Below are 16,534 nucleotides of genomic sequence, written 5' to 3' on the forward strand. Positions count from 1 at the left end.
CGCCCGCAGTCATGGTCAACCGCGGGCGCCCATAACGTTGGCTTGTTTCGAGGCGACCCTACCTGGGCACGCGGTCCTGCCTTGCGGCAAACGGGGCGAGCACGGCGTGCGGCTCGCTTTGGTACCAGTAGGCGACGGTGGAGATGTCGTCCTCGCGCTCGTAGAGCTTGATGTCGTCGTTGCCGAGGTCCTGGAACGTCACGCGCAGGTCCTCCTTGAACGAGATCGGGTCGGGAAGGTGCCACCTGTAGAGGCCGTGCCTGGGCAGCGCGTCGTCGTTAGTCGCGAGCATCGGATTCGGGTTCGGCTTGCCCGCGCTGAAGCGGTCGCGCGTGGCGTCGCGCGTCGAGCGGTACGGGTAGCCGGCGAACAGCGTGTTGAAGCACTGCGCCTCGGGCAGCGCGTGGGGCGGCCTGTCGAGGAAGGCCCAGGCACCGCCGAAGTAGTCCTCGGCTCCCGTCGAGGTGACCGTGGGGAACTCCTCGTCGCCGTCGAGGAAGAACTTCATCTCGCCCTCGCCCCACCAATAGCGCTCCAGGGCGCACAGGGCCATGTAGGTGCCGACGTAGTAGCCCTTGCCGCGCACGCCGTCGAGCACGGTGTAGTCGACGCCCCTGCGGGTGCTGCGCTCGCGGTTAAAGCGGGCGTGGAAGTACATGGCGTCGTCCGGCACGTCGGTGAGCGCGTAGTTGAACGTGTAGAAGATGTACTTAATGAACCCGGGGTGCTCGCTCGTAAGCGTGACCTTGGCGTGCTTCCTGAAGGGCATCTCGAAGTAGCAGTTCATGCCGCCCGTCGGGTTCACGCAGATGGGCATCGAGTTGACGATGGCGCGCTCACCGAAGCCGTTGCAGAAGAAGTCGCCGACAGGGCACTCGACCGAGGGGGTCTCCTCGTCGTCCCAGTAGAAGCGCAGCACGAGGTCACGCATGACGAAGCTGCCGGCGGCGGTCTTGTCGGGGACGGTCATCCAGATGTGGCGGATGATGCCGGGTCCCTCGATGTCCGCGAGCGTGATGGTCTCGCCGGACTCAAGGGGCACGCAGCACGAGCCCTTGCGGCCGACGCCGAGGTGGCTGGCCGACATGGCGGCGCGGCCCTTCTCGCCCGTGATGTTCTCGGGGGTGATGGCGCGGCTTTCCTCACCGCCGTGCATCCACACGTCCTTAAGGAACTCTCTCATCGTCGACCTCCTCTATTCGTCGTCGTCGCACTCGGCGGAACTGGCACCGTTCACGTAGATGATCTGCTGGCGCGCCTCGTTGACGAGGGCGTCGAAGTCGAGTTTCTCGTCGGGGCGCGCGAGCGCGACCGTCATGGCGAGCGGGAGGTTGACACCCGCGATCACGTGGATCCGGTCGGAGGCGAAGCGGGAAAAGCGCTGGTTCACGCTGCCGCCGTACGCGTCGGTGAGGACGACGACCTCGTCAGTGCCCGAAAGAGCCGCCTCGACCGCCGCGTCGAGCCCCTCGCCGTTGTCGTTCACGTAGGCGCACACGGCGTTGACGGCGTCGCCCTTACCCGTAAGGAACTCGAGGGTGTCCTTGAAGCCCTGGGCGAGAAGGGAATGGCTCGCCACAACTATCTTTCTCATTGATTCACCAATCTCTTGGGTCGAAGCTAGGCGAGGATGCCGGCGGCGGAGGCGACCATCGCGAGGACGATCACCACGAGGATGAGGGCCGTCATGCTCGCGTTCTTCTTGGTAAGAAGGTAATACGCGCTTCCCGTGATGGCGGCGGGGATCATGGCAGGCAGGATCTTGTCGAGCAGCGGCTGAATCTCCATCGCGACGTCGCCGAAGCTGAAGCTAATCGGGCAGGTGACGCCGATGACCGAGGCGATGAGGCAGCCGACCACGGTGAGGCCGAGCACGGAGGCGGCGGCAGTGAGGTTGGGAAGCTTCTCGCTGAAGTCGGTGACGAGCTTCACGCCCTGCTTGTAGCCGAACTCGAGGGCGTGCATGCGGACCCAGAAGATGGCCAGGATGAGCGCGAACCAGATGCCGGCTCCCACGGGGTTGCCCTCGATGTCCATGTAGGCGGCGATGGAGCCCATGATGGTCGGGATCATGGTCATGAGCAGGGAGTCGCCAACGCCGGCGAGCGGTCCCATGGTGCCGATCTTCAGGTCTTGGACGGCGTCCGCCGCCGCTAGGCCGTCGCGCTCCTCCATGGCCACGCAGGCGCCAAGGATGATGGCGGCGAGCCAAGGCTGGGTGTTGTAGTAGCGGAAGTGGTTGTTGAGCGCTTGCTTATAGTCCTCGTCGTTCGTGTAGATCTTCCTCAGGACCGGCGAGAGGGCGTAGGCGACTGAGGCGCCCTGCTGGGTCTGGTAGTTGAAGGTGCACACGCTCATGAGCCAGCGCCAGTTCGCGTTGCGCAGGTCCTTCTTGGTGACCTTGTAGCCGGAGGGCTTGCCCTCGGCGACGGCGGTGATGTTCTCGTTTTCCATGGTTACTCATCCTCTCCGATGAAGGCGTCTGCGGAAGCGTGGGCGGCGAGCTCGGTGTCCCTCTCGGCACGCTGGTAGAACGCAATCGCGAGGGCAACGCCGACGATGGCGGCGCCGATGATGGGCACGTTCAGGAAGGCCGAGAGGAAGAAGCCGGCGAGCAGGTACTGGAAGTACTTGGCGGTTGGCATGTAGCGGAGCAGCATGGCGATACCGACGGCCGGGAGCATCTTGCCGGCGAGGGTGAGGCCGGAGAGGAACCACTGGGGCATGACCTCGAGGAGCCAGTTGACGGCGGGCTGGCCGAGCGTCACGGAGACAAAGACGGGCAGGGCGGCGCACAGGCCGAAGAGCGCGGGGCAGACCCACAGGATGGCGTTCATCTGATTGAACTTACCCTCGTTGCAGAACTTCTGGGACTTCTCGACGACAAAGCCGTTGAGGATCTTGGCGACGACGTCGAGCTGGATGCCGAGCATGCCGACCGGCAGGCCGATGGCGAGGCCCGTGTCGGAGCCCAGGGTCACGCCGTAGGCGGTGGCGATGATGGCCATCGTGCCGTAGTCGGGAATGGAGGAGCCGCCGAAGCCCGCGACGCCGAGCTGCATGAGCTGAATGGTGCCGCCGATGACAAGGCCGGTCTTCCAGTCGCCCATGACGACTCCGGTGATGAGGCCCCAGAAAACGGCGTAATTGACGAAGATCATCGGGATGCCGTAGTAGTCCACGTGCTTGATGAAGGCCAGCAGGGTCAAAAGGACGACCTGCAGGATAGTGAAGTTGACCATATTTCCCCCTTAGATGAGGTCTGCGACGGAGACGGGCTTGTCGGCGGGCACGAACTGGGCCGTCACCTTGACGCCACGGGCGATGAGCGCCTTGTAGCTCTGGACGTTCTCGGCGGAGGCGTAGGCGCGCTGGGTGAGCTGGATGCCGTCCTCCTTGACGAGCGAGCCGCCGACGACCAGCGACGGGAGCTCGACGCCCGACTCGACCAGGCGAAGCATCGTCTCGGGCTCCTTGGCGATGACGAAGACCTTCTCGCGGTCGTACTTGCCCGCGGCGAAGTTCTTGAGCGCGGTCTGCTCGGAGATGATCGAAACGGCCATGCCCGCGGGGCGCGCCATCCTCATGGTGGACTTCAGGACCTCGTCGCCGGCGACCTTGTCGTCGATGACCATGACTCGGGTCGCGCCCGACACCGGGGCCCACTGCGTCACGATGATGCCGTGAAGCAGGCGATTGTCGATTCGTGCCATAACAACACTCATGTTTGCTCCTATCAAATGAAGTTTTGCGTTCGGTACTGCCTCGGCGCTATCCGGATTCGCGCCGGGCAAGGGGTTATCGGATTATTGAGGACGCGCGGTCAGCTTGCGGCGGCGTGGGGAAGGTCACTCGTCGAGCAGGAGGTCCGAGGAGCCGAGGCGCTCTTCTCGCGCCGGGGCGGCGCTCACGCTTATGTAGTCGAAGACATATGCGATCTCGCTTACGGGAACCTCTACGCGATAGCGCGTCGAGATGCTCGAGAAGCTCTGCCTGAAGGACTCGATGAAATCGGCGCGTTCCTCCTCGAAGCGGTCCTGGCCAACGTAGGTCTCAATGGGGTTTCTGGTAACAAGGCGCTCGACGAGACAGCAGAGGTGAACGTAGAGCCCAATGATGGCGTTGCTGCCGATCTTCTCGCCTGTCCTGCGCTGAAGCTCGTGCACGGCGCTCTCGATCTCATGGAATAGCCGCTCCGGGTCGAGGATGGTGATGGAGCGGATGACGTTCTGCAGCGTCATGTTCGAGAGCAGCTTCTCGTGGAAAGAAGAGAGCTCGGAAGCGTCAAGCCACCTGCCGAACACGGCATCAACCTTAGAGGCGGACGCCGTCGACATGATGTCCTCGAGGGCGACGAAGGGGACGGAGGCGACCCCGGGGTCTCCCGTGCCGATGACGGCGCAGACGCGGTGCTCGGAGAAAACGGCGTCGTTCGACCCGTTCGCGACGAGCTGCTTGAAGGGCCTCGTGAGCAGGCGCGCGCCTATGGTGCGCGGGAGGCTCTGCGAGACGAGCTGGCGTATCCTCTCCGCGGCGTCGACCCCGGACTCGGAGCAGAAGACGATGGCGTCCTCACGGTTGACGCGCTCGATCACCTTGCAGTGCGTCACGCACGCGGCGGTCGCATCGCCAAGAACCTCGGCGATGGACTTGCCGCCGAGCAGCCCGACCCCGATCTCGAGCGCAAGACCGGTAGAGACGTTGTTCACCACGCCGATAGTGGAGTCGGTAACGTTCTCGAGGGCCTTATAGGCCTCCTCCAAGGAGCCCATGTCGACGAGGAACACGACCCCGGTGCAGTAGGAATGGCGGTCGACGAGGCGCTGGAGCGGACCGACGATGTCCTTCAGCTGCTGGTCGTAGGGCATGTCGACAGCCTCGTACACATGCATGCCGAGCATACGGTTCGCCGCGTCGGCGATGCTCGTCGCCGTTGAGTAGCCGTGGGACAAGATGACGCAGAACGTCCGAAGGGCCTTCGCATCGCGAGACTCCGATGCGACGCACAGCGTCAGAAGCGTCTTCGTGAAGTGATCGAGCGAGATTCCCAGCGCCCCTTCCACGTCTGCGGCGACCTGATCGGAGACACTCGAGGCAAACGGCAATTCGGAGGTCACGGCACCGAGGAGATGGGAGATTTGCTCCGCACAGGCAGACTTTCGCTTAGCCAGGCCGATACCCGGCCACAACTGCAGGCAAATCTCCTGGGCCAGTAGAAAAGCGACCTTCCTCGAAAGCTCGATGCCATAAGAAGAGCCTGCGTCGGCAAGGACCGCGCCCACGACGCGCTCGAAGGCGCGCGACCTCGAGGAGGCGACGCCGTGGTCGAAGATCAAGTGATCCTCAACGCCGCGCACAGCGGAGACAGCTTGCGAGACAAGCTCGGAGACAGAGAGCTCCCCGGCGCAGAATCGCTCATCGAGGGAGCACAGGGCATCGAGCGCCTGCTCGACCGGCCCTGTGCTCTCGGCGGCATCCAGAGACGCGTCGATCAGAACGCCATCGTCGGGCTGTTGATCGATCTGCGCGGAGGAGAGGAGCCCGCTGGGAAGAAGATACGGGCGAACGACGACGTAGTCGCCCTCGCGATTGAGGAACGCTTTGGCACAGCAGTTCGTCACGCAGGCGCGCAAGCCGGCGATGTTATCGGAAAAGTCCGCGTTCACGAGGCAACGGTATGCGCCGCGGCTGATCTTCACATCAGAACCGATTCGGCACCCCTCGCTGCGCAGGAAGCTCAAGATGAGATCCTCGCGCTCCTCGGGGGTCCGCTCCTTGAGTGAGGGGACGCGGGCACAGATGGGCATTTTGCTGTAGGCCGAGGAAACCTTCAGGTCATCGGCGGAAAGCGTCGTCGAAAGAACGAGGCGAGCGCGCGGCGCATCCTGGGAGGCATCGAGCCCGAGGGCCGTCGCAAGGCAGTGCTCCATCGCAGAGGGAGAGAGTGCCTCGATGCCGTTGACAAAGACCACACCCCCGCGCGCTTTCGCGATCGACTCGTCAAGAAGCCCGTTGAACGAGGCGGCGTCCGGGACCCCGGCGCAGTCGATGCGCACATAGGAGGAGTCGCGGGACAGCAAGCCCTGGTTCTTGCCGTACACGTACACAAGGCGAGAAAGGAAAGACTTACCGACACCCACGCCGCCGCTCAAGAGGATGGGCAGGCCAAACGGAGGGTACTGAACCGCAGCCTTGCACTGCTCGACAACGGAGCTGAGGCTCATGTCGAAGCCCACGGCACGCGCGAAGTCGCGGTGATCGGCGATTCCCGTCGCCTGGATGAGGTCGGCGAGCGAGGCATACTCGCTTGCAGAGAGCTTTACCTGAAAACGCTTCTGGAACGCGCGGCGATGAAAATAACGGACAGGCCTGCCCGCCACCTTAACCACAAGACCGGCGCGAACAAGGTCGTTGAGGTACTGGCTCGCCAGGCTCCTGGAGATGATGAGCGTCTCGGCGATGTCGGAGGTGGACAGACGGGCAAGGTCGTCGAGCGAGACGGCAGAGGTGAGGGCCTCGAGATGCTCGAGAATCCTGTCCCTCATGTCGACGGGTTTCTTTGCCAAGCTGTCCTGTGTGGTCTTGTCCATGACTTCTTACCTCCTCGTACAAGGAGTATAAGGGGAGAACAGAGAACGGAAGGGGGCGCGTGGGGGAATCAACAGCTCCGAGGAAAAGTCCACCACTTGAGGGGCAGAAAACAACGGCCATTGAACATTCAGGGCCGACGCTCAACACTTCGGCTCGACACTTCGCTTTGGAAAGGGCCCCGGCGCGCCGGGCCTAAAGCTTAACCATGCGCGCGGCGATGCGGGCGCAGTCGCAGGCGGCCTTCTTCTCGAAGGTGTTGTAGTCGACGACCCGGCCCTCGGCGCAGGGCTTGTCGCTGATGGCGCGCACGACGACGAGGGGCACGCCGTTGAGATAGGAGGCCTGCGCGATGGTGCAGCCCTCCATCTCGCAGCACAGGTCGCCGAAGGCCGCGAGGATTCGCTCCTTCTGTTCCGCGGGCGAGACGAACTGGTCGCCGGAGACGACGCGGCCCTTGAGGACCTTAATGTCGGGGGCGACGGCGGCCGCGGCGGCGCACGCCGCCAGCAAGGGCCGGAACGGATCGCGCAAGATCAAGGCGTCGCCCGGGAGGTCGGGCGTTACCGTCAGCCGGCGCCGCGTCTGCCGCATCATGAGGGAGAACGGCCTGGCCGGCGCATACGGCAGGAAGAGGTTCAAGGTGCACCCCGGGGCGGTCAACGAGGCCGACGTGTCGAACGTCGTCGCGCGCGGCTTCGGCGGCAGGGCGCCGTGCACCCATATATGCAGCGACTTGGCCTGCGTGCGCGTCGGGGCGTCGTGGAACTACGTCTGCCTGCTCGTCGACCTCTGCAACGGGGAGATCGTCGGCCACTCCGAAGGACCGAGGAGGGACGCGCGAGCTCCGAGCCAAGCTCTTGGATTACGTGCACTGGTACAACAACTTCAGGATCCACTCGACGCTGGGCTACATGTCGCCGGTCGAGTTCAGGGAGGCGGGGCCGTCCCTCCCGGAATCGTCCAAATAAGTGTTGCCAATCCATAGCCAATCCAGCCATCATCTTCGCGAAGGCGGACGTCAGGAAAAGCTCGGCTTGAGCTCGGTCGGACGCGGTCTGTGGGGCATCATTCAGGCTCAGGGGGTCTCCTTGTCTTCTTCGGTCGCAACCTGAATGATAGGGACGGCCCCTTCTCTCTTTCCCCTTCGTTTTCGACGCGTCACCCTCTCGGCGGGCTTAAGGCCCGCGCTCGCGGGTGCAGGGGCTACGCCCAAACCCCAAAAACGTAACGCCGTGCTCGAAGCGTTTCCGGACGTCAGCGTAATCTCAAATCCCGTTCGTCAACTCATGGGCAAGCCACCTGAGACTACTCATTTCTCCTACTGGCAATGAAGACCTGCGACCTGCAGTTTTGCAAACTGCTTGAAAGCCACCTGCGTTGATTCACTTCCTATTGCAGCTGGCGGCTTGCACGCGAAAAGGCATTTAAGTTTCAAAACGGGCGTTTTCGGCGCTATCGAGCCTCCAAAGGCATCCCGCCGCGCCCTTTGGGACAAAAACAAAAACTCAAAGCCCTGAGTTCGAAAATAGTTTTTGGAGTTGTCCCGACTTTTGTCCCCGAAGCCGACGAAACGCGACAGGGTATCACCTGGCGGCACTCGATTCGAGACGGCACCGAAAACTGGATACAACCGGAATGACGGGACGGCAGAACCGAAGCCATCGAGTGGGGATAGAAAAAGGCCCGGGTGCCGTGGCATCCGGGCCTTTGCTAGCAACTTGATGTTGCGGGCAGCTTAGAACTTGTGGCCGCACTTCTTGCAGACGCGCAGCTTGTTCTTGCCGTCCTTCTCGTGACCGACGCGGGTAACCTTACCGCACTCGGGGCAGACGAGATTGACGTTGGAGGCGTCGATGGGAGCCTCCTGCGAAACGATGCCGCCCTGCTGGTTGGCAGCGTTGGGCTTGACGGCCTTCTTGACGACCGAAACGCCCTCGACAACGACCTTGTTCTCGGCGGGGAGAGCACGCAGGACAACGCCCTGCTTGCCGCGATCCTTACCAGAGAGAACCTGGACCTTATCGCCCTTCTTGATATACATATATCTCCCCTAACTACAGGGTCTCGGGAGCGAGCGAGACGATCTTCATGTACTTCTTGTCACGAAGCTCGCGAGCGACGGGCCCGAAGATACGGGTGCCGACGGGCGAACCATCGTTGTTGATGACAACGCAGGCGTTCTCATCAAAGCGAATGTAGGAGCCATCCTTGCGGCGGATCTCCTTAACGGTGCGAACGACGACGCAACGGACAACGTCCTTCTTCTTGACGTTGGCGCCAGGGGTAGCCTCCTGGACAGCACCGATGAACACATCGCCGATGCCTGCATAACGACGCTTGGAACCGCCAAGCACCTTGATGCAGCGAATCTTGCGAGCGCCGGAGTTGTCGGCGACGTTCAGCATGGTTTGCATCTGAATCATGGTAGATGTTCCTCCGAACTAAGAACCGAAGAGAGGTGCGCAGCCTTTATACGGCCCGTGGTATGCAAGCCAGGCATACGCACATCTTCGGAAACGTACAAGTCGTAAGAGCGACTGCTTATTTAGCGCGCTCGACGACCTCGATGAGGCGCCAACGCTTCATCTTGGACATAGGACGGGTCTCCATAACGCGGACGGTATCGCCCACGCCAGCCGTGCACTCCTCGTCGTGAGCGTGCAGCTTCTTGGAGCTGGTCATCATCTTGCCGTACTTGGGGTGACGCTTGCGCTCGGTGATGGTGACAACAATGGTCTTGGCACCGGAGACGGAGGTAACGACACCCGTACGGACCTTACGCGAGTTACGCGAATCAGTCATGTTCTCTCCTTAGGTCCTACTCGGCGACAGCGGACTTCTCCGCTGCGATCTCGCGGGCGCGCTGCTCCGTGAGGACGCGAGCGATGTCCTTCTTCACGGTGTTGACGCGAGCGGTGTTGTCCAGCTGGCTGGTGGCCATCTGGAAACGAAGGTTAAAGAGCTCGGCGCGCATTTCCTTCAGCTTCTCAACGAGCTGAGCGTCCGAGAGCTCACGAATCTCTGCGGGCTTCATTAGTTCTCCTCCTTGGCGGCGGCGGCGTCCTCAGCAGCCCACTTGGCCTCGAGAGCGGCCTCCTCAGCCATCTCCTTCTCGATGCGCTGCTCAGCGTTCTTGGCAGCAACAATCTTGGTCTTGATGGGAAGCTTGTGCTGTGCAAGACGCAGAGCCTCGCGAGCGACCTCCTCGGGCACGCCCTTGACCTCGAACATGATGCGGCCGGGCTTGACGACGGCCACCCACTCCTCGGGGTTACCCTTACCAGAACCCATGCGAGTCTCGGCAGGCTTCTTGGTGATGGGCTTATCGGGGAAGATCGTGATGTAGACACGACCGCCACGCTTCATGTAGCGGGTCATGGCAATACGAGCGGCCTCGATCTGACGGTTGGTGATCCAATGGGCCTCGAGAGCCTGGATACCAAACTCGCCGAAATGCAGCTCGGTATTACCCTTGGCCTGGCCCTTCATGGAGCCACGCTGCACCTTGCGGTGAAGAATACGCTTAGGGGCAAGCACTACTGACCCCTCCTCTCGGAGTTACGACGACGAGGACGGGAAGAGCCCTCGAGTGCAGGGTTGGGAACAGGCTGGCCCGGGAGCTTCTCGCCCAGGTAGATCCAGACCTTCACGCCGCAAGCGCCCATGGTGGTGCTGGCGACAGCCGTGCCGTAGTCGATCTTGGCACGGAGGGTGTGCAGAGGCACGCGACCCTCGCGGTACCACTCACGACGGCCCATCTCGGCACCGCCGAGACGACCGGAGCACTGGATACGGATGCCCTTAGCGCCGGCCTTGCGGGCGGACTGGACAGCCTTGCGCATAGCGCGACGGAAGGCAACGCGGCCCTCGAGCTGCTCGGCGATAGACTGAGCAACGAGGTTGGCGTCGAGCTCGGGGCGCTTGATCTCGACAACGTCGACGGAGAGCTGGCCCTTGGAGACGCCAGCGACCTTCTCGAGCTCGGTGCGGAGGGTATCGATTTCGGCACCCTTCTTACCGATGACAACGCCGGGGCGAGCGGTGAGGATGATGACCTTCACCTTGTCGCCAGCGCGCTCGATCTCGACGCGGGAAACAGCTGCGCGGGAAAGACGCTTCTCGAGGTACTTGCGGATCTCGAGATCGTTACCGAGGGTCTTAGCGTAATCCTTCTCTGCGAACCAGCGGGAGCGCCAGTTCTCGGTGATGCCAAGACGGAAGCCGGTGGGGTAGACTTTCTGACCCATACAGCTTTACGCCTCCTTTCGAGGAGCAACGACGACGGTGATGTGGGAAGTACGCTTCAGAATGCGAGAAGCGGAACCCTTGGCGCGGGGACGGATGCGCTTAAGCGTCGGACCCTCGTCAACATAGGCAGCGGCGACAACCAGGTTGTCGGCACGCAGACCGTTGTTGTTCTCGGCGTTCGCAACGGCGGAACGGAGAACCTTCTCGACATCCACGGCGACGGCGCGGTCGCAGAAGTGGAGGATGTCGAAGGCCTGAGCGACAGGCTTGCGGCGGATCAGATCGACCACCAGGCGGGCCTTGCTGGGGGAAACACGCACGTACTTAGCGACGGCGCGAACCTCGGTGGCCTCAGTTTCAATAGACTTAGTTGCCATTTACGGTTAACCCCCTATTTGGCCTTGTGGCCACGGAACGTACGAGTCGGCGCGAACTCGCCGAGCTTGTGACCAACCATGGACTCGGTAACATACACGGGCACATGCTTGCGGCCGTCGTGGACGGCGATGGTGTGACCAACCATCTCGGGGAAGATGGTGGACGCGCGGGACCAGGTCTTCACGACGTCCTTCTTGCCAGCCTCGTTCATCGCGGTGATACGCGAGAGAAGGCGAGTCTCCACGAACGGGCCCTTTTTGAGACTTCTGCTCATAAGTGCTTTCTCCTAAAACTCGGTATCCGAAATTACTTCTTACGGCGACGAATGATGTGCTGGTTCGAGACCTTCTTCTTCTTGCGCGTACGAAGGCCCTTCGTCGGCTTACCCCAGGGGGTAACAGAGGGACGACCAGAGGTGTGGTTCTTGCCCTCGCCACCGCCGTGCGGGTGGTCGACAGGGTTCATGACGGTACCGCGGACGGTCGGGCGCACGTTCATGTGACGCTTACGGCCGGCCTTGCCGATGACGATGTTGGCGTGATCGGCGTTGCCGACCTCACCGACGGTGGCGCGGCAGGTAACGAGGATGCGGCGCATCTCGGAGGAAGGCATACGGACGATAGCGTACTTGCCCTCCTTACCCATCAGCTGGCAGGAATTACCGGCGGAACGGGCGATAGCAGCGCCCTTGCCCGGCTGGAACTCGACGGCGTGGATGAGCGTACCGACGGGGATGTCGGCGAGGGGCAGAGCGTTGCCCGGCTTGATGTCGGCGTCAGAACCGGACATGATGGTCTGACCGACCTCGAGGCCCTTGGGGGCCAGGATGTAGCGCTTCTCACCGTCAGCGTAGTGCAGCAGAGCGATGCGAGCGGAACGGTTCGGATCGTACTCGATCGTGGCAACCTTGGCGGGCACGCCGTCCTTGTTGCGCTTGAAGTCGATCACGCGGTAACGACGCTTCACGCCGCCGCCCTGGTGGCGGGTGGTGATGCGGCCGTTGTTGTTACGACCGGCCTTCTTGGGCAGGGGCTCGAGAAGAGACTTCTCGGGCTTGGTGCAGGTGATCTCGGAGAAATCGGAGATCGTCTGCCAACGCCTACCAGCGGAGGTCGGCTTAAGGTGCTTTACAGCCATTACAATCCCTTTCAATAGGAATCCGTTAGCCATCGCAGACAGGGATTCGAGGTTCTGCCTCGGGTGCGATGACACCGGACGTATACACGGTTCCGGGCGTGTCCATTTTATACGCCCGAAACCTTGAGCTCTCGCCTCCCCTATTTGGGAGGCATGAGCTCACTCAACAGCAGCGAGTCTTAGGCCTGGTTGCCAAAGACCTCGATGGTGTCGCCCTCGGCCAGCGTGACGATGGCCTTCTTCCAAGAACGGGTCTTGCCGGCGACATAGCGCACGCGCTTGGTCTTGGGCTTGACCGTCAGGGTGTTCACGCGAACGACCTTGACGCCGAAGATCTCCTCGACAGCGTCCTTGATCTGATACTTGTTAGCATCCTTGGCGACCTCGAACGTGTACTTGTTCAGCTCCATGCCGGAGAAGGAACGCTCGGACACGATCGGACGGATGATGATCTCGTGGGCGGTCATTTATGCAAGCACCTCCCCGAAGTGAGCGGCGATGTCGGCGGGCATCAGCACAGCGTTGTTGTTGACGAGATCGTAGGTGTTGGCCTCGTCGGCAGTGATGATGAACGTCTTGGGAATGTTGCGGAACGACAGGTAGGCGTTGACGTCCTCATCGCGAACGATGATGGTCAGACGCTTGCCCTCAAGGCCGAGAGCCTTGAGCATGGCGACGGCAGCCTTGGTGGAAGGCTTCTCGAAGCCGTAGTCGTCGACGAGCACGAGCTCGCCATCGGCCAGCTTGGCGGACAGCGCGGAGCGCATAGCCAGCTTGACCTCCTTGTTGTTCATACGCTTAGCGTAGGAACGGGGCTTGGGGGCGAAGACAACGCCACCGTGACGCCACTGGGCAGCACGGATGGAACCCTGGCGGGCACGGCCGGTGCCCTTCTGACGCCAAGGCTTCTTGCCGCCACCGGAAACCTCAGAGCGACCCTTAGCAGACTGGGTGCCCTGACGCCAAGAGGCCATCTGGCACTTGACGATGTGGTGCATAACGTGGATGTTCGGCTCGATGCCGTACACCTCAGCGGCGAGCTCGGCCTCGGCGACCTTCTTGCCCTCGCTGTTCTTTACTTCAAACTTTGCCATTTAAGTGTTCTCCTTGGTATGACGCTGGGCTAAATGGGCTGGGCCCTTAGGCCATACGGATGGCGACGAGACCATTCTTGGCACCCGGGACAGCGCCCTTGACCAAGATGAGGTTCTGCTCGGCATCGATGCGGACAACGGAAAGGTTCTTGACGGTAACGCGCTCGTTACCCATGTGACCGGCCATCTTGACGCCCTTGAGGACGCGCGCAGGATAGGCGCACTGACCGATAGAACCGGGGTGACGCTGGAAGTGAGAACCATGCGTCATAGGACCGCGGCGCTGACCCCAGCGCTTGATGCGACCCTGGAAGCCCTTACCCTTGGAGGTACCGATGACGTCGACCTTCTCGACATCAGCGAAATCAGCGACGGTGACGACCTCGCCGACCTTGTGCTCCTCGCCGTTCTCGACGCGGACCTCACGAAGGAAGCGGACAGGCTCGACGCCAGCCTTGGCGAAGTGACCAGCCATGGGCTTGTTCACGTTCTTGGCCTTGATGTCGCCGAAACCGATCTGGACGGCGTCATAGCCGTCGGTTGCCTGAGTTTTAACCTGCGAGACAGCGCAGGGGCCAGCCTGGATGACCGTGACGGGAACGACGTTATCGTCCTCGTCCCAAACCTGGGTCATGCCAATCTTGCGGCCGAGAATCATGCTGATCAAGATATGATCCCAACTCTCGCGTGGTCTTGGGACAATGCGTACACCACCGAGCGTACGCCCCTAGAGGACCACTACTTACACGACGTGCTCCCCAGCCTTGTATTTCGCCCGGACTACCTGACAACCCTATTAAGCAGGCATTTTGTCCAGCCAGAATACTCCCCTGGTTACACACAGCTGTTTAGTATACACGGCTGCGGGCGTATCCATCGAGATTCATATTTCACTCACATTGTTTACGCAGGTAAAGTGCGTGGCACGTTCCCAGTGTGCGGCGGAGGGGGCGGGCCTGAGACATATTAAGGTTGCTGCTCTACAGTCCTGCTCACGACGGAGAGCACATTAAGTGCTCTCCTGTTCGTGCGGAACTCGCGACAACCTTAATATGTCTCAGGCCCGCCCCCTCCGCCGCACACTGGGAACGCCACGTTGATGTCTGCTTAACTCTGCTCGTTCAGGCTAATGACTTTGTTGGGGGTCCACAATTTGCTGCAAGGTGAACTTGCATTGGGGCGCATCGTCCTCTTCTCGCGCATCATCAAAATCGAAAATCATGATGGCGCAGTTGGGGAGTTTTGCTGGGAGCTCGAAGCCTTCTGGGGCTGCAGCCTTGATGAATTGGCGGCTAGCGCTGCCGTGGCTTACTGCTAGAAGGGTTCCGATACCATCGATGCCCATGAGATTGGTGAGGGTGTCTACCATGCGCTCTTGCAGGGCATGACTTCCTTCTCCTCCAAAGGGGACCAAGTCCTCGCCTGGATCCCAGACGTCGGTGGGCAGGGCGTCGTGGGGGCCTTCTTCGAAGGTGCCGTAGCTGCGCTCAATGATGCCTTCGCAGGGCTCGACTTCTGCATCAAGGCCGAGGAGTTCGGTTGCGACGAGACTTGCCGTGTCCATGGCTCGGCCTAGGGGCGAAGAGACTACTTTGTCGGGGACAACGTCGTGGTCCTTGAGCCATGCGGCTGCCATTCCCGCTTGTTTGCGGCCCAGGTCGGTCAACGGAGAATCGCAGCGGCCCTGGACCAGCTTTTTGACGTTGAACTCCGTCTGACCGTGGCGGAGTAGATACAGCTTCTTCATGCTCTCCCCTTCTGCATAACCTGCTTTGCCGGCACAGCCTTACTCGTGGGTATGCCCTACGTAGTCTTCGTCGATCGTAATCTTGGCAATCGACTTGGGATATTCCGATTCGACCCGTTGTGCCAGCGCGTGCTTTACGTCTTCGGCACTCATCTGCAGATCCGAGGGACGCACGCAGTCAAAGATCACGTTGGTGTGCGTAGGACCCGGCACACAGCGTAGGTCATGAATCGAAAGGCGGCTATCGATCTCTTGAGCCATAGCGTTGATGCGCAAGCGCATGCTCGCCACCTTGGGATCGTCGGTCACGATGGGGTCGTAATGGAGCGTGACAATCATGCCGTCTTCGTCCCTAAACGACTGCTCGATGTTATCGAGCGTGTCGTGACTTTCTAGCGGGCTGGCCTCGGCTGCCATCTCGGCGTGTGCGCTTGCGAACTTCCTGCCCGGGCCGTAGTCGTGAACCATCAGATCGTGAACGCCCAAAACGCCGGGGTAGCTCATGATCTTGTCTCGAATATGCTTGACCAGCTTAGGATCGGGCGTCTGGCCCAAAAGCGGGCTCACCGTATCCTGGATGAGTTCAAAGCCGCTCCAGCCAATATAGGCACCAACGGCAAGGCCGACCCAAGCGTCAAGGTTGATGCCCGTCACCTGCGAAACAATTGCGCACGCCAGTACGGCGCCCGTGGCAAGAACATCGTTCTTGGAATCCTGCGCGGTCGCACGCAGCGTCTCGGACTCAATGCGATCGCCGAGCTTTTGGTTGAGGGCCGCCATCCAGAGCTTTACGATAATCGAAAGCACGAGAACTGCCACCAGGGCAAGCGAGAACTCGACAGGTTCGGGGTGGATGACGCGCTCGACCGAGGACTTCACCAGCTCAACGCCAATCAGCAGCACGAGTGCCGCCACGACCAGACCCGAGAGATACTCGTAGCGACCGTGGCCGTAAGGATGCTCGGGGTCGGCCGGCTTGCTCGCCAGCTTAAAGCCCAGCACGCTCACGATATTCGAGCTGGCATCGGACAGGTTGTTCATAGCATCCGCCACAATCGAAACCGATCCCGAAACCACACCAATGGCACCCTTTGCAGCACAAAGCGCCACATTGGCGACAATACACACCATGCCCGCTAACGTGCCCACACGTGCACGATCGCCCTGCGCGCGCTTAACAATCCACTCGACCATCTGCATCCGCCCCCACGGTACTACTTATATATCTATTGCTTGACCGGATTGTAGTGTAGCCACTTTGTCCCCCAGATACAAAAAGGCCGCAGCCCACACGGGCCGCGGCCTTGGAACACGACAAAGGGATCGTCCTTTTGTCGCA

21 protein-coding genes and 2 pseudogenes are annotated in these 16,534 nt (G+C 61.3%); 2 read left to right on the top strand and 21 right to left on the bottom strand.

The genetic code is table 11. The features are described from left to right. Positions 1–58 precede the first annotated feature (58 nt). From DW892_RS00915 to DW892_RS00945, 7 genes are all read right to left on the bottom strand, one after another. Positions 59–1,183: a glycoside hydrolase family 172 protein gene (locus DW892_RS00915; protein ID WP_172676343.1), complete on the bottom strand. Its 1,125-nt coding sequence runs from the start codon at positions 1,181–1,183 to the stop codon at positions 59–61. Positions 1,184–1,195: 12 nt separating this feature from the next. Then, the gene (locus tag DW892_RS00920) at positions 1,196–1,594 is read right to left on the bottom strand and encodes a PTS sugar transporter subunit IIA (protein WP_089572475.1); all 399 of its coding nucleotides are present in this window, start codon (positions 1,592–1,594) and stop codon (positions 1,196–1,198) included. Between the two features lie 26 nt (positions 1,595–1,620). Continuing rightward, a complete protein-coding gene (locus DW892_RS00925; RefSeq protein ID WP_117765046.1) occupies positions 1,621–2,454 on the bottom strand; it encodes a PTS system mannose/fructose/sorbose family transporter subunit IID in 834 nt (277 codons plus the stop codon). Between the two features lie 2 nt (positions 2,455–2,456). Next, positions 2,457–3,242 (bottom strand): PTS sugar transporter subunit IIC, encoded by a 786-nt coding sequence (locus tag DW892_RS00930; RefSeq protein ID WP_089572477.1) that lies wholly within the window; start codon positions 3,240–3,242, stop codon positions 2,457–2,459. 9 nt (positions 3,243–3,251) lie between these two features. Further along, positions 3,252–3,725, bottom strand: a complete 474-nt coding sequence (locus DW892_RS00935) for a PTS sugar transporter subunit IIB (RefSeq protein WP_089572478.1) — start codon at positions 3,723–3,725, stop codon at positions 3,252–3,254. 123 nt (positions 3,726–3,848) lie between these two features. Further along, on the bottom strand, positions 3,849–6,590 hold the full coding sequence (locus tag DW892_RS00940) for a PRD domain-containing protein (protein ID WP_117765048.1): 2,742 nt from the start codon (positions 6,588–6,590) through the stop codon (positions 3,849–3,851). 193 nt (positions 6,591–6,783) lie between these two features. Further along, on the bottom strand, positions 6,784–7,101 hold the full coding sequence (locus DW892_RS00945) for a hypothetical protein (protein ID WP_158548906.1): 318 nt from the start codon (positions 7,099–7,101) through the stop codon (positions 6,784–6,786). On the opposite strand from DW892_RS00945, the pseudogene DW892_RS10535 reads away from it, so the two are divergent. Beyond that, a pseudogene (locus DW892_RS10535) lies at positions 7,058–7,165 on the top strand (hypothetical protein); the annotation flags it as partial. The gene DW892_RS00945 and the pseudogene DW892_RS10535 overlap by 44 nt on opposite strands. Before the next feature lie 292 nt (positions 7,166–7,457). Beyond that, the gene (locus DW892_RS10540; protein ID WP_231501554.1) at positions 7,458–7,559 is read left to right on the top strand and encodes an IS3 family transposase; all 102 of its coding nucleotides are present in this window, start codon (positions 7,458–7,460) and stop codon (positions 7,557–7,559) included. Positions 7,560–8,326: 767 nt separating this feature from the next. Here the strand turns inward: DW892_RS10540 and rplX are convergent. From rplX to DW892_RS01020, 14 genes and pseudogenes are all read right to left on the bottom strand, one after another. Beyond that, entirely contained in the window at positions 8,327–8,632 is a 306-nt protein-coding gene (gene rplX, locus DW892_RS00955) for a 50S ribosomal protein L24 (RefSeq protein WP_006235043.1), read from the bottom strand. 13 nt (positions 8,633–8,645) lie between these two features. Then, positions 8,646–9,014, bottom strand: coding sequence for a 50S ribosomal protein L14 (rplN, locus tag DW892_RS00960; RefSeq protein WP_006235041.1), 369 nt, complete (start codon positions 9,012–9,014; stop codon positions 8,646–8,648). 118 nt (positions 9,015–9,132) lie between these two features. Further along, complete coding sequence (rpsQ, locus tag DW892_RS00965) at positions 9,133–9,393, bottom strand: 30S ribosomal protein S17 (RefSeq protein WP_006235040.1); 261 nt, start codon at positions 9,391–9,393, stop codon at positions 9,133–9,135. Positions 9,394–9,409: 16 nt separating this feature from the next. Further along, on the bottom strand, positions 9,410–9,625 hold the full coding sequence (rpmC, locus tag DW892_RS00970) for a 50S ribosomal protein L29 (RefSeq protein ID WP_006235039.1): 216 nt from the start codon (positions 9,623–9,625) through the stop codon (positions 9,410–9,412). 107 nt (positions 9,626–9,732) lie between these two features. Further along, positions 9,733–10,128: pseudogene (gene rplP, locus DW892_RS00975) on the bottom strand (50S ribosomal protein L16); the annotation flags it as partial. Beyond that, on the bottom strand, positions 10,128–10,838 hold the full coding sequence (gene rpsC, locus DW892_RS00980; RefSeq protein ID WP_006235037.1) for a 30S ribosomal protein S3: 711 nt from the start codon (positions 10,836–10,838) through the stop codon (positions 10,128–10,130). The gene rpsC and the pseudogene rplP, both read right to left, overlap by 1 nt. A 6-nt stretch (positions 10,839–10,844) precedes the next feature. Then, positions 10,845–11,216: a 50S ribosomal protein L22 gene (gene rplV / locus DW892_RS00985; protein ID WP_006235036.1), complete on the bottom strand. Its 372-nt coding sequence runs from the start codon at positions 11,214–11,216 to the stop codon at positions 10,845–10,847. A gap of 14 nt (positions 11,217–11,230) precedes the next feature. Beyond that, positions 11,231–11,491 (bottom strand): 30S ribosomal protein S19, encoded by a 261-nt coding sequence (gene rpsS, locus DW892_RS00990; RefSeq protein WP_006235035.1) that lies wholly within the window; start codon positions 11,489–11,491, stop codon positions 11,231–11,233. A 32-nt stretch (positions 11,492–11,523) separates the two neighbouring features. Further along, a complete protein-coding gene (rplB, locus tag DW892_RS00995; protein WP_055250219.1) occupies positions 11,524–12,354 on the bottom strand; it encodes a 50S ribosomal protein L2 in 831 nt (276 codons plus the stop codon). A gap of 179 nt (positions 12,355–12,533) precedes the next feature. Beyond that, complete coding sequence (gene rplW, locus DW892_RS01000; RefSeq protein WP_022094197.1) at positions 12,534–12,821, bottom strand: 50S ribosomal protein L23; 288 nt, start codon at positions 12,819–12,821, stop codon at positions 12,534–12,536. Continuing rightward, positions 12,822–13,448 carry a 50S ribosomal protein L4 gene (gene rplD, locus DW892_RS01005; protein WP_006235032.1) on the bottom strand — a complete coding sequence of 209 codons (627 nt, stop codon included), beginning with the start codon at positions 13,446–13,448 and terminating at the stop codon, positions 12,822–12,824. A gap of 46 nt (positions 13,449–13,494) precedes the next feature. Beyond that, complete coding sequence (gene rplC, locus DW892_RS01010; protein WP_035137484.1) at positions 13,495–14,115, bottom strand: 50S ribosomal protein L3; 621 nt, start codon at positions 14,113–14,115, stop codon at positions 13,495–13,497. Positions 14,116–14,574: 459 nt separating this feature from the next. After that, a complete protein-coding gene (locus tag DW892_RS01015) occupies positions 14,575–15,195 on the bottom strand; it encodes a histidine phosphatase family protein (protein WP_117765050.1) in 621 nt (206 codons plus the stop codon). 39 nt (positions 15,196–15,234) lie between these two features. Then, the gene (locus tag DW892_RS01020) at positions 15,235–16,389 is read right to left on the bottom strand and encodes a cation diffusion facilitator family transporter (RefSeq protein ID WP_233546740.1); all 1,155 of its coding nucleotides are present in this window, start codon (positions 16,387–16,389) and stop codon (positions 15,235–15,237) included. Positions 16,390–16,534: the final 145 nt, after the last annotated feature.

It is taken from the genome of Collinsella sp. AM40-7AC, from assembly GCF_003468125.1.
GTDB lineage: Bacteria > Actinomycetota > Coriobacteriia > Coriobacteriales > Coriobacteriaceae > Collinsella > Collinsella aerofaciens_O.